20 protein-coding genes are annotated in these 19,475 nt (G+C 56.0%); 8 read left to right on the forward strand and 12 right to left on the reverse strand.

The window, feature by feature from the left end:
- Positions 1-35 precede the first annotated feature (35 nt).
- From CDH48_RS01535 to CDH48_RS01560, 6 genes are all read right to left on the reverse strand, one after another.
- Positions 36-821, reverse strand: coding sequence for a ZIP family metal transporter (locus CDH48_RS01535; RefSeq protein ID WP_100686938.1), 786 nt, complete (start codon positions 819-821; stop codon positions 36-38).
- Positions 818-1,723 (reverse strand): alpha/beta fold hydrolase, encoded by a 906-nt coding sequence (locus tag CDH48_RS01540; protein ID WP_227520875.1) that lies wholly within the window; start codon positions 1,721-1,723, stop codon positions 818-820. Before CDH48_RS01540 ends, CDH48_RS01535 begins: the two co-directional genes overlap by 4 nt.
- Positions 1,720-2,217: a hypothetical protein gene (locus CDH48_RS01545; RefSeq protein WP_100686940.1), complete on the reverse strand. Its 498-nt coding sequence runs from the start codon at positions 2,215-2,217 to the stop codon at positions 1,720-1,722. The genes CDH48_RS01540 and CDH48_RS01545 overlap by 4 nt, the downstream gene beginning before the upstream one ends.
- Before the next feature lie 76 nt (positions 2,218-2,293).
- Positions 2,294-2,959, reverse strand: a complete 666-nt coding sequence (locus tag CDH48_RS01550) for an AbiTii domain-containing protein (RefSeq protein WP_100686941.1) — start codon at positions 2,957-2,959, stop codon at positions 2,294-2,296.
- Between the two features lie 212 nt (positions 2,960-3,171).
- The gene (locus CDH48_RS01555; protein ID WP_100686942.1) at positions 3,172-3,978 is read right to left on the reverse strand and encodes a DUF1338 domain-containing protein; all 807 of its coding nucleotides are present in this window, start codon (positions 3,976-3,978) and stop codon (positions 3,172-3,174) included.
- Positions 3,968-5,110, reverse strand: a complete 1,143-nt coding sequence (locus CDH48_RS01560) for an arginine N-succinyltransferase (protein ID WP_100686943.1) — start codon at positions 5,108-5,110, stop codon at positions 3,968-3,970. Before CDH48_RS01560 ends, CDH48_RS01555 begins: the two co-directional genes overlap by 11 nt.
- 116 nt (positions 5,111-5,226) lie before the next feature.
- On the opposite strand from CDH48_RS01560, the gene CDH48_RS01565 reads away from it, so the two are divergent.
- Together CDH48_RS01565 and CDH48_RS01570 are read left to right on the forward strand one after the other, a co-directional pair.
- Positions 5,227-5,655 carry an Lrp/AsnC family transcriptional regulator gene (locus tag CDH48_RS01565; RefSeq protein WP_100686944.1) on the forward strand — a complete coding sequence of 143 codons (429 nt, stop codon included), beginning with the start codon at positions 5,227-5,229 and terminating at the stop codon, positions 5,653-5,655.
- A 455-nt stretch (positions 5,656-6,110) separates the two neighbouring features.
- Positions 6,111-7,793, forward strand: coding sequence for an AMP-binding protein (locus tag CDH48_RS01570; protein ID WP_100686945.1), 1,683 nt, complete (start codon positions 6,111-6,113; stop codon positions 7,791-7,793).
- A 63-nt stretch (positions 7,794-7,856) separates the two neighbouring features.
- Here the strand turns inward: CDH48_RS01570 and CDH48_RS01575 are convergent, their stop codons facing one another.
- Positions 7,857-8,048 (reverse strand): hypothetical protein, encoded by a 192-nt coding sequence (locus CDH48_RS01575; RefSeq protein ID WP_100686946.1) that lies wholly within the window; start codon positions 8,046-8,048, stop codon positions 7,857-7,859.
- A 140-nt stretch (positions 8,049-8,188) separates the two neighbouring features.
- On the opposite strand from CDH48_RS01575, the gene CDH48_RS01580 reads away from it, so the two are divergent.
- Positions 8,189-9,088 carry a LysR family transcriptional regulator gene (locus CDH48_RS01580; RefSeq protein WP_100686947.1) on the forward strand — a complete coding sequence of 300 codons (900 nt, stop codon included), beginning with the start codon at positions 8,189-8,191 and terminating at the stop codon, positions 9,086-9,088.
- A gap of 8 nt (positions 9,089-9,096) precedes the next feature.
- Here CDH48_RS01580 and CDH48_RS01585 read toward each other — a convergent pair whose 3' ends face one another.
- Entirely contained in the window at positions 9,097-9,717 is a 621-nt protein-coding gene (locus tag CDH48_RS01585) for a transglycosylase SLT domain-containing protein (RefSeq protein WP_100687193.1), read from the reverse strand.
- A gap of 251 nt (positions 9,718-9,968) precedes the next feature.
- Here CDH48_RS01585 and CDH48_RS01590 point away from each other — a divergent pair, with 251 nt between their 5' ends.
- The gene (locus CDH48_RS01590; protein WP_227520876.1) at positions 9,969-10,724 is read left to right on the forward strand and encodes a DUF2059 domain-containing protein; all 756 of its coding nucleotides are present in this window, start codon (positions 9,969-9,971) and stop codon (positions 10,722-10,724) included.
- A 110-nt stretch (positions 10,725-10,834) separates the two neighbouring features.
- Here the strand turns inward: CDH48_RS01590 and CDH48_RS01595 are convergent, their stop codons facing one another.
- Positions 10,835-11,113: a peptidylprolyl isomerase gene (locus CDH48_RS01595; RefSeq protein ID WP_303596297.1), complete on the reverse strand. Its 279-nt coding sequence runs from the start codon at positions 11,111-11,113 to the stop codon at positions 10,835-10,837.
- A gap of 183 nt (positions 11,114-11,296) precedes the next feature.
- On the opposite strand from CDH48_RS01595, the gene CDH48_RS01600 reads away from it, so the two are divergent.
- The 4 genes from CDH48_RS01600 to CDH48_RS01615 all read left to right on the forward strand — a co-directional run bounded on the left by CDH48_RS01600 (position 11,297) and on the right by CDH48_RS01615 (position 15,451).
- A complete protein-coding gene (locus CDH48_RS01600; protein ID WP_100686950.1) occupies positions 11,297-12,883 on the forward strand; it encodes an ABC-F family ATPase in 1,587 nt (528 codons plus the stop codon).
- Positions 12,884-13,058: 175 nt separating this feature from the next.
- The gene (locus CDH48_RS01605; protein WP_100686951.1) at positions 13,059-13,622 is read left to right on the forward strand and encodes a DUF1415 domain-containing protein; all 564 of its coding nucleotides are present in this window, start codon (positions 13,059-13,061) and stop codon (positions 13,620-13,622) included.
- A 178-nt stretch (positions 13,623-13,800) separates the two neighbouring features.
- Entirely contained in the window at positions 13,801-14,532 is a 732-nt protein-coding gene (locus CDH48_RS01610; protein WP_100686952.1) for a polyamine aminopropyltransferase, read from the forward strand.
- Between the two features lie 16 nt (positions 14,533-14,548).
- The gene (locus tag CDH48_RS01615) at positions 14,549-15,451 is read left to right on the forward strand and encodes an NAD-dependent protein deacetylase (protein WP_100686953.1); all 903 of its coding nucleotides are present in this window, start codon (positions 14,549-14,551) and stop codon (positions 15,449-15,451) included.
- 53 nt (positions 15,452-15,504) lie between these two features.
- Here the strand turns inward: CDH48_RS01615 and CDH48_RS01620 are convergent, their stop codons facing one another.
- The 3 genes from CDH48_RS01620 to CDH48_RS01630 all read right to left on the reverse strand — a co-directional run bounded on the left by CDH48_RS01620 (position 15,505) and on the right by CDH48_RS01630 (position 19,298).
- Positions 15,505-16,557, reverse strand: coding sequence for a sodium:calcium antiporter (locus CDH48_RS01620; protein ID WP_227520877.1), 1,053 nt, complete (start codon positions 16,555-16,557; stop codon positions 15,505-15,507).
- Between the two features lie 144 nt (positions 16,558-16,701).
- Complete coding sequence (locus CDH48_RS01625; RefSeq protein WP_100686954.1) at positions 16,702-18,111, reverse strand: sodium-dependent transporter; 1,410 nt, start codon at positions 18,109-18,111, stop codon at positions 16,702-16,704.
- 89 nt (positions 18,112-18,200) lie between these two features.
- Positions 18,201-19,298 (reverse strand): Leu/Phe/Val dehydrogenase, encoded by a 1,098-nt coding sequence (locus tag CDH48_RS01630; RefSeq protein ID WP_100686955.1) that lies wholly within the window; start codon positions 19,296-19,298, stop codon positions 18,201-18,203.
- Positions 19,299-19,475: the final 177 nt, after the last annotated feature.

Below are 19,475 nucleotides of genomic sequence, written 5' to 3' on the forward strand. Positions count from 1 at the left end.
CTGAACAGTAGACTGAACAGGGAATTAGCGTGTTATCAGCCCAAAGTGGCGTCCAGAAACATCATCACAACAAAACCCACCAGCAGTGAGAAGGTAGACAGGGTTTTGTATTTGTTCCTGTGGGTTTCCGGGATAATCTCATTGCTGATAATGAATAGCATGGCCCCGGCGGCAAATCCCAGAGTCCAGGGCATAACTGGTTCCGCCAGCCACACCATCGCAGCGCCAAATACCCCGCCGATGGGTTCGGCAAGACCGGTCAGCAGGGCAATGGTGAATGCCCTGGCACGGGAATACCGGATGGCCATCAGTGACAGTGCAACGGCAAGGCCCTCCGGGATATTCTGAATGCCAATACCCAGCGCCAGCACATAGCCATTGCGTACATCTCCTCCCGCAAAACCGACGCCCACCGCCATGCCTTCCGGGAAGTTATGCAGAGTTATTGCAATAATAAACAGCCAGATGCGGCGGATGTGGGAGGCGTCGGGCCCTTCCGGCCCGAGGTTAAAGTGCTCGTGGGGCAACTTCTGGTGAATGTAGTATAAAGCGCCGGCGCCGGACAGAATGCCGACAATCACCAGCAATGCCGCTGCCCAGGTTGAGCCCAGCAGGGCTTCACCGTGTTCCAGCCCCGGAAGCAGCAGGGAAAAGAAAGAAGCCGCCAGCATCACGCCTGCAGCGGCTGCCAGCATGCTGTCTTGCAACCGGTCTGAGAGATCTCTAATGAAGAATACCGCCAGGGCACCAATGCCTGTTGCAAGGCCGGCCAGCAGGCTTGCCAGCGCACCAAGCCAAACGATACTGATATCGGTAGTCATGAAGGTCGGGTTCCCTTTTGTGGTGTTCTTCCGGTTAAATGTTGGCGAATGTTTTCAAAAAGCCGGTCCTGGAAATCTTCGGCCAGTGGGTAAAGGTGGCCGGCACCGGGCACCAGTGTCAATTCGGCATTGGGCAGATGTTGCGCAAGATGACGGGCGTAGTCTACCGGCACAAACGCATCGTCTTCTCCCTGGAAGATCAGAACAGGAGCATTTACCTGCTGCAGACTGAAACCCCAGTTCCCGAGCTCGGTGAGCAGATCGGTCGCGATTGCCTTGCCGCCGCTTTCCAGACAAATCATCTGGTCTTGCCGGAAGGTATCTCCCTGTAGTAAGCGGTTGAGCAGGTCGCGATCTGCCTGGTTGATGAACGCCCTGGCTTTACGCATGTAAAGCCCCGGGTGGCGCCGGGAAAGGCGGGCTATGAGTCCCGCCACGAGCCTCACCAGCCCCGGGCTATATCGGGCCAGTGCGGGCCCCGGCCAGCGGGTTGCTTCCAGCAGTCGGTGCTGCCCCTTGTATTCAGCGAAGTGTGTGTACCCTGAAAGGCAGACACCCAGATCCAGTCTGTCACTTAGTGTGTAGCAGCACGCAAGGGTACGTGAGCCACCGCTGGACCAGCCAAAATGACTGAAGCGGTGGATGCCCAGTGTATCAGCGAGTTGCTCGATATCGCCGGGATAATCCAGCAAACGGCGCCCCGGCTGGTAATCCGAATGGCCTATGCCGGGGCGATCAGGCGTGAGAATCCGGAAGCCGTGCCGCAGTGCCTGATTATGGAAAAACCGGCCCTGCAGCCGGGATCCCGGCATACCATGGCCAAAAATCAGCGGGTAGCCTTGCGGGTGACCGAGGTCGCTATACGCCAGAGTGCGGCCATCGCGCAGAGTCAGTTCTTTCAATCTGTCGCCTGGGTCGGGCTTTTCGAGCGTGACAGTGTGGGTTTGCAGCCAACCACCTGTCTTGCCTGTTTGTGTGCGTGCAGGTACCAGCGGATTCCAGGTCGGGTAAACGTTTGCGGCGCAATGGTGAACTCGGTTGTTTCCATTGTAGCCGGGATAGGTGAGCCGTCCGCATGGCGGTAGACACAGCTGGTGCCAAGCGTCAGAGCAGTGGCAACCGGGAGCGCTATAAACCCGTCCGGGCGAATCTGTGGTGCATCACCGTTTACCGTGATGATTTTGAGGCAGGGGCCATAGTGAACTCTGCCCTCTTCACGCAGATATTCATTCAGACAGTGCTGGGAACTGAGGAGGACTTTGTTACTGTCTCCGTTGTTGCCGTCAACCGGCAGATTTCCGTTGCCTTGTTCATTAACCGGCTCTTTGTCCGGCAACGACTGGCAGCCCGCCAGAGTGAGAAGGCAGGCGATAATAAGCGCGACCACAGGCTTCATAGTCACTCCTTGTTGCATTGAACGAAACAGAGTTGTTCGGGAACAGGGAGTCAGTTTAGCCTAAATCATAGAAACACTAGCTTGCCCGCCCGAAAATTCGTTCGAAAAAGCCAGCGGAACGCACGTCGGGAATGGGCAGTGAATCCACTTCGTCCAGGGCCTTGCGCCAGAAGTGTTCGGGGGTATCCAGTTCTGCCACCTGAGCGCGCTCCTCGGCGGTGTAATGGTTATGCTCTCCCTCCAGTCCTTTTTCCATGAGAGCCTGTGTCCACAGGTAAATTGCTCCGCGCACCGTTCGGATAATGCGCGAATAAACGTCGCGGCTCAGGTTGATTGCCAACTCGGCGCTGAGATTTATCTGCTTCTGAAGAATGGCCATATCATCCGCATCCAGCAGCAGCCGGTTACCGTCGCCCTTTTTACTGTTAATGCAGATTTTTTCCAGTGATTTGGTGCCTTCCAGCAGATCAAGGTGGGCAAACTCCAGAGTTTGCTGAGGGCTTACAGGTGCCGGAATCCACCCGTATTGCGGGGACTTTGCCACGATATGCCCCGGTACATCCCGGCGGTAGGGGGGCGCAGCGTCATGATCCTGATAGCCATCGAGCTCCGCACGAAGCCAGGCAGCCATTTTCTTATGGCGCAGCATCATGGCGAGCGTGATGGCAGAAGGCATGATGTCTTCAAGAAATTCGCCGGAATCCCGGGTGCGTTCATCGAGATGGTTTATGGATGCAGACATGTTTTCTCCCCGGCGAAGGCTGGAGGCTGGGCACCGTCGCCGTATTTTTGTTTTTGTTCAAATCCCGGCTGGATCTGACCGGCTGTCTATGGAATACACGTATGATTGAAAAATAGACAAATAAAGCGGATTGCACCGTTGTAAAAGGTTGTCTCTTTGTAACGACGAGTAAGCAGTGTCTGCGGATCTGCCTTTTCCTGCCACGCCTGCATTCACATACCGGCGTGGGTGCTCTCGAAAATCTTGTCTGCAGAAGCAGCAACAAACCCGTTATAAAGGCTGCCATCGGGTTTCGGGTAACGCAGGGCAAATTCGTAAAAGCAGCTGGGGATAGCCATGGTCCGGTCGCTGAACTGCACAGGAACCCGGTCGGCCATGGTGGATGACTGCTCAAGAAGATCCTCGGGCGAGCCTTTCACTTCCCCGCCGGAGGCATTTACGGTGAAGCCGTTGTCTTTCAGCAACTGATTTATTTCGGCGACGGTTTTGTAGTTTTGCAGGTGATTAACGCTCACAGTAAAGTGATTGGCCCGATAGCCCCACGCCGCCAGCCAGGCCGCATACTCGCTCTCCTCCAGCAGGTTTAGGTAGGTGGTGTAATCCAGATCCCAATGCCTGCCGGAGTACAGGAAGTTGTCTGCCTTAACCTGCTCCGGCTTTACCTCTGCTACCAGTTTTTGGACCGTTTGTTGCAGCGCCGCTGAGCACTGTTCTGTCAGCAGTTCTGAGATGAATACCCTCGGGGCATCCGGGTCATCGTGCTCGTAGTGCCTGGCGTAGAGTTTTTTGCCTTTAAAGTGGTATTCGCCCCCTTCGCGGTATCCCAGCGCAAGAAAATGTTCCGCGAGCGCATCCAGGCCCACAGGGGCAAGGTTGAAGGTTCGCAGGGCAATATGATCGTTAATGATTGTGTGGCCTTCCTCGGCGCCCAGAATCCGGTGGATTTGCGCAGCCGAGGGTGTGACCCCCTGATAGTTGTGCCAGAGCTTCTCGAACAGGGTGTTTCGATCAGTATGCATAATGTGACTCCGTGGCCGGGGTTGGGGTTGCCGCAGGCATAGTCTGGCCTAGCGGCAAAGTGGTTGCCAGGTGCCCGTCTGCAATGCGCAGTTTCTCCGCCAGGGCGGAAGTAATCATCAGGTTGTGGGTGCTCTGTTTGTCCGAGCTTTGAAACCAGGATGCGCCCGGGGTGATGACGGTTGCCCGAAAATCGACCGTTGCTGTGTTTGTTACGATCATGGCCCCGTTCTGTGCAGAACTGGCATGTTCGTATCGACCGTTGCTACCTGTGCTTATTTTGCCCGTCTCAGGGCCAACGCTAACCTTGCATAAAGAGGAGGATTTCACGCTGTTAATATCTGCCAGGGCACATTCCACTGTTGGCCCTGCATCAAAGAGGTCAATGAAGCCTTTATGCTGAAATCCCTCGGCTTCCAGTATCCGCAACGCTGGCCGTGTGTGCTCGTGCACCTGGCTGATAACCGCCCGCGCCTCCGGGCTCATAAGGCACGTGTAGAGAGGGTGGGATGGCATCAGTTCGTCAATGAAATCCGTATAGCCAGAGCCGACCAGGTGAGTGGCGCGGCTAAACTCCATATCAACGAAATGCGTCTTCAGCCAGTCCCAGAACGGCGATTGGCCCGCGTCGTTACATACACCGCGCATCTCCGCGATGATTTTGGTTGAAAAGCGTTCCGGGTGCAGCGCCATAAACAGGAAACGCACTCTGGATAACAGTTTGCCCGCGTTGGCACGGCGGAATTCCGGGCGCAGATAAAGCGAGCAGATTTCAGAGTAGCCGGTGTAGTGATTGCAACGGGTGAGGGTTTCCACGCTTTGGCGAAGGTCAAGATCCCGGGAATGATGGACCACCGTATTGCGCCGGAAATGATAAAGCGGTCGGGTATGCCCCGTATTTGCCTCGATGCCGGTGGTGCCCAGAATGTCGCCGGTGGTTTCATCCTCGAGCACGAACAGGTAGTGCTCATCGCCGGGGCTGGTTACCTTGCGCTCAAAGCTGGCCATGGAGTGGGCAATCTTGCGCGCCAGCGCCGCCCTGTCGGGCATCAGGGATGTAAACCCCGGGCCGGATTCCTCGGCTATCTGAACCAGGGTATTCAGGTCTCTTTGGGTAATGGGGCGAATGATCATGGGCTGCAACCTGATGTTGTTTCGCAACAGTATGCCGCGAGGTTGCGCCAGTTTGCAGATGCAGTTTGACCGTAATGCGCTATGATCGTTTCAGAATAACGAAAGGATTTGCCAAAATGATTGAAAATAAAGACCAGAAGCTGCTTATGCTGTTGCGTCAGAATGCCCGGGTCAGCATTACGGAACTGGCCAGAGCCTTGAACCTTTCGCGTTCAACGGTGCAAAACAGGATAGCCCGGCTGGAAGCCAGTGGGGTGATTGCCGGGTATGCGGTGCAGTTAGGGGGCGATTATTCTTCCAGCCAGGTAGAAGCCCACGTATCAATAAAGGTGGCACAGAAGCTGACGGCGCGAACCAATACCGCGCTTGAAGGCATCTGCCAGGTAGCACAACTGTTTTCGGTTAGCGGTGAGTACGATCTTATCGCGATTGTGCAGGCACAGTCTCTGGAAGAGTTGAGTGCTGTGCTGGATGAGATCGGTAATCTTGAGGGTGTCGAGCGGACCAACTCCGCGGTGGTGCTGGAAACCCGCTTTCGGCGTTAGAGGCTTTCCAGCACCCACTCATATCATGATTCCATAACGCCAGGACCCGGATGTTCAGGAACCCAGCATGCCCGCAAAGGCTGTGTAGAGGAATGCAGCTGAACCCAGCAGGATTAAACCCCAGGCCGGGAAGATAAGGACAGAGCGAGTCGATTGTCTCATGGCGGTCTCCTATGAGTGATGGAATTCGATACGCTTGATGAATAACCTTAGATCAATCTTGATTAATGTCACGAAAAAAATTCAGATTTTGGGATGCTGGATTGGAATTTTGGGGTGGATTGGCCAATAAAGCGGGTGTTTAATGCTATTGAGCTCTTGCCAAATCCGGTTAATACTACAATAAAGTGAATCCGGATTCCGATGTTGGCTGATGCTGAGTTGGCTGGTATTGAATTAGCTGGTGCTTAGTTAAATGAGTGCCGACAGACGATAACAACAACAAGGAGTTTCTAATGGCAGTGGACCCCCGCAGGCAAACCTCTTTGCACTGTTTGTATTACTGGGCAGAACAGAACCCGGGAAAAACGTACCTGACTCAGCCGTACCCCGATGGTTCGGTGGAGGATATAACCTGGAAGCAGGCTGCAGACCAGGTTTCACGCATGGCTGCTCATCTCAGAAGCCTTGGGCTGCCCAAGGGCAGCAATATCGCCATTCTGGGCAAGAACAGCGCGCACTGGATACTGTCGGATCTTGCTATCTGGGCAGCAGGGCACGTATCTGTACCCTTGTATCCCACACTCAATGGTGAATCGGCTGCCTACATTCTCGAACATAGCGAGGCCAAATTACTGTTTCTGGGGAAACTCGATGGCACAGCGGATGGCTGGAACGATATAAAAGGGCGTCTTCCTGCAGATCTTCCCATTATTTCCCTGCCTATGTCCCCCAGAAACGACACGCCCAAATGGCTGGATGTCATTGCAGAATATGAGCCGGCAACGCCGGAGCTACCGGACCCTGATGCCCTGGCTACCATAGCCTATACCTCGGGCAGTACGGGGCGGCCCAAGGGTGTGATGCACAGTTTTCGGGCCATGATGTCGGTTGCGGACGGTTTACAGCAGATGTTTACTGCCACTTCAGGCGACCGCATGTTGTCATACCTGCCCCTGGCCCACGTTGCCGAGCGCGCGGCGGTTGAAACCCAATCATTGTACTTCGGCTTCCACGTTTACTTCGCCAATACCCTGGAGACCTTTCAGCAGGACCTGCAGCGTGCCCGGCCAACCCTGTTTTTCTCGGTTCCCCGCCTGTGGATGAAGTTCTACCTTGGGGTTAATGCCAAATTGCCGCCCAAAAAACAGAGATTGCTGTTCAGCATTCCGCTAGTGCGTTCAATGGTGAAAAAGAAAGTGCTCAGGCAACTGGGGCTGGACCACTGCCGGGCCGCCCTAACGGGTGCGGCGCCCTTGTCGGAAGAGATTATCACCTGGTACCGGAGTCTCGGGCTGGAATTGCTGGAGGTTTACGGTATGACGGAGAACTTCGGTTACTCCCATGCCAGCCGGCCCGGGCAGGCCCGGATTGGTTATGTGGGCGTGACAAACCCCGGCGTGGAGCATCGTATTGGTGAAGGCGGTGAGTTACAGGTCAGAAGCCCCGGTATGATGCTGGGGTACTATCGTAACGAAGAGAAAACCCGTGAAGATGTTACCGATGACGGTTTTCTGAAAACCGGAGACATGGGTGAGATAAATTCTGACGGTTATCTGACGATTACCGGCAGGGTAAAAGACCTGTTCAAAACCTCAAAAGGCAAATATGTGGTGCCGGTGCCCATTGAAAACCGGTTCAATCATCCATCAGTTGAAGTTGTCTGCGTGGCCGGCGCCAACCAGCCCCAGCCCTGTTTGATGCTGCTGCTCTCCGAGGATATACGGGAGGCGCTTGCAACCGGCATGGAGCGGGATGAGCTGGAGCAGGAGCTGGAAGACGAACTGAAGGCGGTAAACCAGAGTTGTGAAGCCCACGAGAAAATCGCATTCGTGGTTGTGGTCAAGGAGCCCTGGTCCGTGGAAAACGGAATGCTGACGCCCACCATGAAGATCAAGCGGAATGTAATAGAGGATGTTTACAGTCGCAGGATGGACCAGTGGTTTGAGCAGAACAAGAAGGTGATCTGGGAGTTTTGAACCTGGCGGTCGAAACGCCGACAGATTCCTTGAGAATGGTCGGCGTATTCAGTGTGGCTTCAATCAGTGGCCGCCCTGAACCTGAGCGACATCTGTTACTGCTGCAGTCTTGCGGTTGAATGAGCGCAATTTCCGGCTTACAAACTGTGTTGCCATTTTAGCGGCTGCACGGGTGTACTGGCTTCTCACCTCAACACTATTGTGGAGGACACTGGACGGCAGCGGGTGAACGGTTGCGATATGCTTTTGAGCCATAGCGACTTCCTCCTTATCTGGTGAGTTGCTATTTGTGTGTGACTAAAGATATTTGCTGAATTTACGTTGAATTATAGGGGTATTTTTTTGCAGTGTGAATACGTTAAACTCCGTACTCATGTTGCAAATATGCAGTAACTATGGACTGGGATTATCTTCGATATATACATGCTCTGGCAATAGGTGGAACTCTCGCAAAAGCCGGAGAAATACTGGGCGTGCATCAAACCACGGTTCTGCGCCGGCTGGACCAGATGGAAGAATCGCTGGGGGTGCAGTTTTTCGAGCGCAACCGGGACGGACTGAAGCTCACTCCGGTAGGAGAAACGGCCTTCCGTGATGCCGAAAAGCTTGCGATAGAGATGGAAAATCTCGAGCGCAAGCTGGTGGGGCAGGATGCTGCGCCAGTAGGAAAGGTGCGCCTGGCCGCCGAAGACACCATGATGAGCGAGTTGCTGGGATCGGTTCTGGCTGAACTGGTGCGGGAGTTTCCGGATATTGAACTGGAAGTGCTCACCGATAACGACGTGACCAATCTTACGCACCGGGAAGCGGATCTTACCCTGCGCCCCGAGAACAAACCCCAGGCAACGCTGGAGGGCGAGCGAATAGCGGCGATCGAGTCTGCGGTATACGGTTCCGCCAGCTACTGCCGGCGCCACCGCAATATGGATATCGAGAACCACCCCGAAGACTGCCTCTGGATCATTCCGGATGACACCTTCAGCCACCTCGCCACCGGTCGGTGGTATCGCAAACACCTGAAGAACGCCACATCTGTTATCCGTTGTAACAGCTTGCACGCCATGCATGCCCTGGCCCGTGCAGGGGCCGGGCTTGCAGTTTTGCCGTGTTATCTGGGGGAAGGCACCAAAGAACTGCGCCGTCTTTCAGACCCGCTTGAAGGCGAAAGTGTCGACCTGTGGGTGCATGTAAACCAGGACACGCAGCAAATGGCCAGGGTTCGTATTGTGATGGAGTTTCTGGTTGACCGGCTGCGGGCCCAGGCGTCGGCAATCGAGTTCAGCCCGACACCATGACCACCGTGTCAGCCACAGAACGGCCAGAACTGATACCAGCGCCAGCACTGGAATTCCTGCTCACAGGCCTTGAGCTGGTTGTCGTATCGGAAAGCGCGCGTCTGAACCCGTGACGCCAGGGCTGTAACAGCAGGTTTTCGTTCAAACGTCCTGCGAGCGTAGCCGCCACGGCCTTCGTGGTAGGCCAGGTAAAGCTGGCGCGGGTTATGGAAGGGAATACCAAGCTGGCGGTGGGTCAGGTGGTTGTACCAGCCCACAAAATCCAGCGCATACTCCATGTCAGTGCGCACCGTAAACAGGCCATCGCCGTTGGCTGCAAGGTATTCTCCCCAGGCGGGATCCAGTGCCTGTGCATAGCCGTAGGCTGTGGTTGGTCGGGTCCAGGGTATGAAGCCCCAAAGCCGGGTTCTCGGTGGCCGGGCGTGGCTGCGGAATGATGACTCGTAGTATACAAAGGCCATCTGGGTGGCAATGGGTGTTCCCCAGCGTTCCTGGGAGTCTTTTGCGTAGTCGTACCACACGGTGTGCTCGCGAAAAATATCGCACAGATCGTCGGGATTAACGGGCGGATCCGGGGCAAGCAGGCTGAAGCGCAGTGTTGCCCAGGTGCCAATAACCAAACCCAGCACGGGAAGCCCGTACCATTTCAGGCGGGATCGCCAGCGGGCACGGCGAGCCGGGCGCTTTCTTGTGCGCGGACCAACAGGCCTCCAGAATTTCCCTACCAAACTGTCATCTCCGGAACCCATGGATTGCTTGCTCAGGGAAGGGTGCGCGTGTCATAAACGCAGCATCCATCAAACAGGATGATAGTGAAATGAAGCTTGGCACCCTAGTTAAACCTCTTTTAATCACCGGTCTTTTTCTGGCCGGCCCAGCCATGGCTGCGCCCAGCGCCCAGCAGGTTCTGTCGGCATCGCCCATCGACGACATTGTGGATCGCTACCCCGCCATGATGAGTGAGGGCATTCGCGAAGGCATGAAGCGCAACCCGCAACTCCCGCCCATGGTTGCAGATACCATCGGCTATATTGTTACCAACAGCTTTCGTGCGGCGGATATAGAGCAGCAAATTGTGAATAATCTGGAGCGCGACCTCTCCGGAAAGCAGCTTGCAGCCGTAGAAAGCTGGTACCAGACGCCGGTGGCCCGGAAAATCTCGGCGGCGGAAATCGCGGCTTCTGACCCCGCCACCTGGCAGCAGATCCAGGCCAGGGCTCCGGAGTTGAACAAAAAGTATAAAGGCACGGATCGCGCCAAGATGTTCGAGCGGTTCGACCGCGCAGCACGGGCCACTGAAAGCGCTGTTGATACCAGTATTGCCGTACAGCTTGGCTTGGCAACCGCCATGGGGGCGTTCAGCAACGATTCGGCCAACTATGATGAGCTTAAACGGAATATTGAAAGCCAGCGCGGTAAAATCCGGGGTATTGTTGAGCAGCAGGTGTATGACAGCTACCTGCACACCTACGAAAAAATCAGTATCCAGGAGATGGGGCTGTATATCGACTTCCTGGAAAGCGGCCCGGGTTCCGCATTTTCAGAAAGTGTGACCCGGAGTATTCAGCAGGCGATTACCGACCCGATTGAATCCATTGGTAACCAGATGGCGCGGTTTCTTGCCCCGCAAAAGTAGGACGGGCGCTCAGAAGAGTGCTATCGCCTGAGAGACTGGCTCCTGATTATTTCAGGAGCCAGTCAATCGTTCGCTGCAGGGGATTACCTGTGCTCGCGACTGAAGATCTCTTAGCTGCGGCTGGTCACTTCCAGCAGATGATAGCCAAACTGGGTTTTCACCGGCCCGAGAACCTTGTTGACTTCACCGCTGAAGACCACTTTATCGAACTCCGGAACCATCTGGCCGGGGCCGAATGAGCCCAGGTCGCCGCCGTTACGGCCGGACGGGCAGGAGGAGTGCTGCTTCGCGACTTCGGCGAAATCCTTGCCACCTTCGATTTCTTTTTTCAGCTCTTCACATTTTGCTTCGCTGTCTACCAGAATGTGGCGTGCGGTTGCCTGTGTCATGGTGATTGTCCTTGAATAAAATGAATGGGTACCTCAGAGGGGGAATGCTGCCCTTACCCTGCGCTTGAGGCAAGCCCTTTTTATGGGGGTTTCTGCGGTCTCACAGTTACCACCGCAAACCTGTACAATGCGCGCTTTCTCTAGCCGGCCCGGCGCTGGCCCCCACATATACAGGTTTGTTTCTTGATCTCTACTGCCAATATCACCATGCAATTCGGGGCCAAGCCCCTGTTTGAAAACGTATCCGCCAAGTTCGGCAACGGCAACCGCTACGGCCTGATCGGGGCCAACGGCTGCGGCAAATCCACCCTGATGAAAATCCTCGGTGGCGACCTGGAGCCTTCTGCGGGCCAGGTGATGCTGGAGCCGAACGTGCGCCTGGGCAAACTGCGGCAGGACCAGTTTGCCTACGAGACCTGTTCCGTCATGGACACTGTGATCATGGGCCATGAAGAACTGTGGAACGTGAAAAAAGAACGCGACCGCATCTATTCGCTACCGGAAATGAGCGAAGAAGACGGCATGGCAGTGGCGGATCTGGAAGTGCAGTTCGCAGAAATGGACGGCTACACCGCCGAATCCCGCGCCGGCGAACTGCTTCTGGGCCTGGATATTCCCCTGGAACAGCACGAAGGCCCCATGAGCAGCCTGGCACCGGGCTGGAAGCTTCGGGTATTGCTGGCCCAGGCACTGTTCTCCGATCCGGATGTGCTGTTGCTGGACGAGCCCACCAACCACCTGGACATCAACACCATCCGCTGGCTGGAAAACATTCTGGTGGCCCGCAGCAGCACCATGATCATCATTTCCCACGACCGCCACTTCCTGAACAGCGTGTGCACCCACATGGCTGACCTGGATTACGGCGAGCTGAGGCTGTTCCCGGGCAATTACGATGAATACATGACCGCCGCCACCCAGGCCCGCGAGCGCATGCTCTCGGATAACGCCAAGAAAAAGGCCCAGATTGCAGAGCTGCAGCAGTTTGTCAGCCGCTTCTCTGCTAACGCCTCGAAAGCGAAACAGGCCACCTCCCGCGCCCGCCAGATCGACAAGATCCAGCTGGCAGAAGTGAAACCCTCCAGCCGGGTCAGCCCGTTTATCCGGTTTGAACAGGGCAAGAAGCTGCACCGACAGGCAGTAACCGTTCGCGACCTGACCAAGGGGTTCGATGGAAATACCCTGTTCAACAGGCTGAACCTGCAGATCGAAGCCGGCGAGCGCGTGGCGATCATCGGCCCCAACGGTATTGGTAAAACCACGTTGTTGCAGTGCCTGGCTGGGGCTTATGAGCCGGATAGTGGTGAGGTGAAATGGACGGACAGTGCAGAAGTGGGCTACTACGCGCAGGACCACGGTGCGGACTTTGATTCAGACGACTCGCTCACAGACTGGATGGCCCAATGGACAACAGGCGGAGAGCAGCTGGTTCGCGGCACCCTTGGGCGTATGCTGTTTTCCGGCGATGACATTGGTAAATCGGTGCGGGTTATTTCCGGCGGTGAGCAGGGGCGCATGCTGTTTGGCAAGCTGATTCTGCAGAAGCCCAATGTGATGCTGCTGGACGAGCCCACCAACCACCTGGACATGGAGTCCATCGAGGCGTTAAACCTGGCGCTGGAGAACTATCCCGGTACACTGATTTTCGTGAGTCATGACCGTGAGTTTGTGTCTTCCCTGGCCACTCGGATTATTGAGCTGACGCCTTCGGGTGTTACGGACTTTAGCGGGACTTATGATGATTATCTTCGGAGCCAGGGGTACATTTAGGATTTATTAATTGCTTCGGTGGCTGGGCAAACGGGCAGGGCTGTCCAAAAAACGCTGTAAATACGTCCCTGTACGCTTGGCTCCGCCATCCATGGCTCCGCACATTTTTGGACAGCCCTGCCCGTCTGCCCGATTCGAACCTCTCGGGTAAATCCAACTAAACAAGGAATACCCATTGAATGAGTCAGCTTTAGTAGAAATTACCCGAAAATGGGTCGAAGACGTTGTTGTTGGCTACAACCTGTGCCCGTTCGCCAAACGGGAACTGGTGAGAGACCGGGTTCGGTTTGTGGTAACAGACGCCGACAACGAAGAGTCACTGCTCCAGGCCTTGCAAACAGAACTCCTGCGTTTGGACGATGAACCGGAAATCGAAACCACGCTTTTGATTCATCCGCACGTGCTCCAGAACTTTACTGACTACAACGAATTACTGAGCGCTGCCGACGGGTTGTTGACTTATCTGGATATGGAAGGCATCTACCAGATCGCCAGTTTCCACCCGGACTACCAGTTTGCTGGCACAACACCGGATGCCGCCGAGAACTATACCAATCGCTCCCCGTTCCCCATGCTTCACCTGTTGCGGGAAGCCAGCCTGGAAGCGGCAATTGATAGTCATCCGGATGTAGATGGGATACCCCCGAGGAATATTGAGCTGATGAACAAGCTTGGTGCAGAGAAAATGCGGGATATTTTGGCCGGATGTATGAAGGCAACAGAGAATCCAGGGGAGTAGACAGTTGCGCTGGTGGGGGCCCCTCTCCCAAAAATGTGCGGAGCCATGGATGGCGGAGCCAAGCGTACACGGACGTATTCACAGCGTTTTTTGGGAGAGGGGCCCCCACCAGTGCTTGCACAGTGCCGATCTAATGCAGGCACGACAAAGGTCAAAGCAAAGAAAAAGAGGCACCAAAGTGGCAAGACTGTTCGAGCAAATTGATAGCCAGCCCTCCGAAATCGGCGAAATCACACTCCGGCGCCGGCGCATCCCCGCACTGGGTGACAGAGACATTTACGAAGTAAAACTCGGTGAAGAGTTTCTCATGTCCAGCATGTTTGTGGATGCCGAAGTCGCGCTCTCAGATCTTGGGCTAAACGAAACCGAAGGCGACAACCTCAGCGTCGTCGTGGGCGGCCTGGGACTCGGCTACACCGCCGTGGCAGCTCTCAAACACCAACGGGTAGCGGAGCTGCTGATTGTCGAATACCTCGAACCGGTTATCCGCTGGCACCAGCAAGAATACGTGCCCCTTGGCAAAGACATCAACGCAGACCCCCGCAGCCGCTACATCCACGGCAGCTTCTTCGATCTGGCCAATGCCGAACCCGAGAGCGGTGGCTTTGATCCCGAAGCCCCAGGCAAACAGTTCGATGCCATCCTGCTGGATATCGACCATTCGCCCCGCGCCCTGCTGAACGCTTCCAATGCCAGCTTCTACACCACCGAAAATATCAGTCGCATGGCCCGGCAACTCAAACCCCGTGGTACCTTTGCCATGTGGTCCAATGAGGCCGAAGATAACGTATTCATGGATGTATTACGGGAAGTGTTCACCGACGTCGAGTGTCACCTGGTGAACTTCTTCAACCCGTTCCAGAACCGGGAATCTTTCAATACCGTTTATGTTGCCCGTAAACCGGGCTGAATCAGCCGGAGTTTGCATGTCAGTAACCACCCACCGAACTCGTCCCTTCAGCGCGGATCAGCGCTTGCCAGAGCTGAGTGAGCCTGTTGCTGTGCATAAACCGGAGCACGCTGGGGAACTACTGGCCGAATTTATCCGGCGCTACCCGAAACTGATGATCCTCACCGGAGCTGGCGTAAGCACAGATTCCGGCATTCCCGATTACCGCGATGGCGAAGGCGCCTGGAAGCGCAAGCAGCCGGTTCAGCACCGGGACTTCATGGAAAACTTCCAGACCCGCCAGCGCTACTGGGGGCGCAGCCTGATTGGCTGGCCGGTCATGCGTAACGCCACGCCAAATCCCGCCCACTATTACATCGCCGAACTGGAGTCGCGCAACCACTCAAGCCTGGTGGTTACCCAGAATGTCGATCGCCTGCACCAGAAAGCCGACACCCGGGCAGTGAGCGACCTGCATGGCCGCGCTGATGAAGTGCTGTGCATGAGCTGTGGCTATCGATGCCCCCGGGATGAAGTGCATGCGCGCTGTGCCGATCTCAACCCGGATTACCGGCAGTACCAGGCTGACACCGCGCCGGATGGCGATGCGGATCTGGAAGTGGATTTTTCAGGATTCCGGCTGGCAGATTGCCCCCTGTGCAGTGGCATACTGAAGCCGGATGTGGTGTTTTTCGGGGATTATGTGCCAAAGCAAAGGGTGAGTTCAGCAATTGATACTCTAAAAGCCAGCGATGGATTGCTGGTGATCGGTTCGTCACTGATGGTGTACTCGGGATTCCGCTTTTGCCGCTACGCCAAAGAATTCGGCAAGCCGGTTGCCACCCTTAATCTGGGCCGGACGCGTGCAGAAGCGCTGGCGGACCTGAAGCTGAATGCACGAATCGGAGAGACCCTGGAGGCGTCCCTTGATCAGTTATGAACCAACTTCATAGCGGGCGAGACGGTTCCTGACCGTCCGGCCCGGAGGTCCGACTAACCTGAAGCCTGGACATCACCAAGCAGCAAGACAACCCCGAAAACATACAGCACCATAATGACCGTGCTTTCCATGCCGATCTTGCCGAATCCCTGACGTTCCCGACGGATCAGCCCCATCATCAATACGCCGGACATCAGCAGCGTAAGGGCTGCCCAGAATTTTGAATCCTCGGGCATCGCATGGTAGATAGACCCGTCCCGGTAGGCTATGTCCGATGCAGCAGTGAACAGAGTGTCAAAGGCATTACCGCCAATAATTCCGCCTACCGCCAGAGTGAGTGCCCCACGGCGAACCGCAGCAACCGATGTCACCAGCTCGGGAATCGAGGTGCTAACGGCGGTTAGCAGCACACCAACCACGGTCTGTGTCAGATTCGTCCTGTTGGCAATCACCGTGGCCGCCGGCTCCAGTGCCCAGCCTGCGACACCCATAGCTGCCATTAACACCAGAAACTCAACCCAAAGGCGAGGCAACGGAGGCATTGTCGTCACGTCGTCGGGCCTGTCTTCACGGGTTTCCCGGGTGATGGAGGGTAGCCACATGGGCGATTCTGATGCCGCGCGCACCAGATAGATGCCGTAGAAATAGACTGCAAGCAAAACCGCTGTTACCGGATGAACCCCACCGACAGTAACGTCTGGCAGGTAGGGGGCGAACAGGATCAGTGCCAGCAGGCAGATCAGCAACCCGTTTTGCATCATATTCGGAACCGACGCCGCGGCATGTTCCAGGTTGGCCCGGCGATAGACCATGTCCGCAACCGCCAGGAAAAATGTCTGTACAGCAATGCCCCCCAACGCGTTGCTGATCGCCAGTTCGGCATGGCCATTCCATGCGGCAGTGACCGAGAGAACCGAGCCGCCTATGGACGTTGACGCGCCCAGCAGCACGGCACCTGCGGCCGCTTCGCCAATTCCGGTGCGGTCAGCCAACTGGTCGACAACCCGTGTGATACGGGTTCCGGCAACCGCGATGATGGCCGCACACATCAGAAAAACCAGACCACCCTGCAATAGGGTCCAGCTTTCTGTCGGTGGAATTGACACGTTAAAGGAGCTCCTTGGCGGGTGAATCTGAGAAGAGGATACACCAGCGGAAAACGGAGACAGATTTTTTTCTGAGGACGTTTATCGGGGAGGCCCTGAGAGCCTCCCCGATGAGTTGCAGACTGGCATCATACCAGGCGTTGCTCAGGCTCCGATCAGGTTGTATACAAATACAGTTCCTACGGCTACCGGCGTAATGTAGCGCACGGTAATGTACCAGAGGCGGAACATGGGCGCTGAAAGTGCCAGTTCATCCTCCATGGCCTTGCGCGACATCACCCAGCCGGCAAACACTGCAACCAGCAGGCCGCCCAGGGGCAACATGATGTTGGCGGTAAAGAAGTCCAGCAGATCGAAGATGGTTTTTCCTTCAAGCATGCCGATCCAGCCCAGTGGCGCGAAATCCGACCACAGGTTCAGGGAAAGGATCGAGGCGATACCCAGCGCCCAGCACACGAATCCCGCACCCAGGGTACTGACGGTGCGGTTCATGCCTTTTTGTTCTTCCAGCCATTCCACGATGGGCTCGAGCAGGGAAATGCCTGATGTCCAGGCGGCAAAGATCAGCAGCAGAAAGAACAGGGTTCCGAACAGGCTGCCCATGGGCATCTGGCCGAATGCCAGTGGCAGGGTCTGGAAAATCAGGCCAGGGCCGGCGCCTGGCTCAAGGCCGTTGGCGAACACAATCGGGAAAATGGCCAGGCCGGCAAGCAGGGCGACAGCCGTATCAATGATACAAACGGCGATGGAGGTTTTGGCAATGGATATGTTCTTTGGCAGATAGGAGCCGTAAGCCATCATTACCGCCATACCCAGGCTCAGGGTGAAGAAGGCGTGCCCCAGTGCCACCAGTACACCCGCGGTGGTGAGTTTGGAAAAATCGGGCTGGAACAGGAAGGCGACAGCGCGACCAAACTCGCCGGTGGTCATGGCGTAGCCAACAACCGTGAGAAGCAGCAGGAACAGGGCTGGCATCAGGATGCTGACCGCGCGCTCAAGCCCGGAACGAACGCCCTTGGCCACCACAAGCATTACCAGGCCCATGAACAGGGTGTGCCACACCAACAAGGTGATCGGATCACCCAGCAGGTCGGAAAAAATGGCGCCGATAGCGTCGGCTGACTGGCCCGTCAGTTGTCCGCTTGCCGCTGTACCGACATAGGACACAGCCCAGCCACCAATGACTGAATAGAACGACAGAATCAGAAAGCCGGCGATAACACCGAGTGCCCCGACCATCCACCAGGCAGGGCTCAGTTTGTCGTGCCTGGCGATGGCTTTCAGGCTGTTAACCGGGCTGTGGCCACCACGGCGACCAATCAGCACTTCGGCCATCATGATAGGCAAGCCAATCGCCGCGATGCACAGAAGGTAAACGAGCACAAAGGCGCCACCGCCGTTTTCCCCGGTAACATAGGGGAACTTCCAGATGTTGCCAAGGCCGACGGCAGAACCCGTGGCCGCAAGAATAAACGCCAGGCGGGAAGACCAGAGCCCCCGTTTGGCGTTTGAGCCTTCCATTATCCCGGAATAGGACGCATTGGATTCAGACATGATTGTCTCCTGCAAGATACTTGTTTTTGTTTGAAGAGGCAGGAGCCGTGATCCGGTCACGACTCCTCAGAGTGAGTACCGAAAAACCGTCACACGCCCTCGAGCTGATCGTGACCTTTTTTTGCTTTGCCCGAACGCGCCTGAAAACGCTCTTCAGCAAGCGTGTTGGCAATCTCTCCGGTTGGAATGCCGCTGTTATCGGAACGCGTAAAGATCTCGGCAAGGGTCTGGCCTATGCCTTCCACGTGCTCTCGAACAACGTCCGGTGAAGCCCCCGAGCGCTCATAGAACACATCAATGATGCCACCGGCATTAATGGCGAAATCCGGTGCGTAGAGGATACCCCGGTCTTTCAGTGCCTGATCGTGATGCGGCTGTTGCAGGAGGTTGTTTGCCGCGCCTGCAACAACCTTTGCCTGCAATCGGGGAATGCTGTCGTCGTTGAGTACGGCACCCATGGCGCAAGGGGCAACAACGTCTACCGGCAGGAACAGAATGTCCTCGGCCGATGCTGCATGAGCGCCCAGTTCGTCTACAGCCCGCTGCATGTTCTCCTGGTGAATATCATAGACCCAGAGTTCGGCGCCGGCGTCTTTAAGGTGGCGCGCCAGCCGGAAACCCACGTTGCCAACGCCCTGAATGGCAACCTTCAGTCCGGTCAGATCCTCACGGCCAAGCTTGTGCCTGACGGCAGCTTTCAGGCCAATAAAAGTGCCATAAGCTGTAGTGGGGGAGGGGTCCCCATTGCTGGTCTGGCCATCGAATGCGGTGCGTTCCACAATACCGGCAACGTGCCGGGTATGCCGGCCCATCACTTTCAGGTCGGGTACGCTGGTTCCGGAATCTTCTGCGGCAATGTACTGGCCTCCGAGCCCTTCCAGGTGCTTCCCCATGGCTTCCAGCAGGGCTTCGGTTTTCTGCTTGCGCGGATCGCCGATAATGACCGACTTGCCGCCACCCAGGTCCAGGTTGGCAAGCGCAGATTTGTAGGTCATGCCCCGTGACAGGCGCAGTACATCGCGCAGAGCTTCTTCATCGCTGGCATAGGGAAACATCCGGCAGCCGCCGAGAGCGGGCCCGCGGGAGGTGTTGTGAATGGCAACAATGGCCCTGAGCCCGGTTTCGGGGTCACAGAAAAAAGACAGATGTTCGTGGTTATCGAATTCGGGATGGCTGAATACAGTCATGGGGAGTCACCTCTCTTCCCTGGCTTGAATGGGCGTAGCGATAAGGAATTGAAAGGCGATGATCTTATCGGGCGGGCGCTGCTGTGCATTGCACAAGACGCCTTGCAGACGTGCTGAAGTAAGCATTTTGAAATCCTCTCCACCTAGCCGGATCTCGGCAGCAGTGGCGCTGTTGTT

Source organism: Marinobacter aromaticivorans (assembly GCF_002806975.1).
Lineage (GTDB): Bacteria > Pseudomonadota > Gammaproteobacteria > Pseudomonadales > Oleiphilaceae > Marinobacter > Marinobacter aromaticivorans.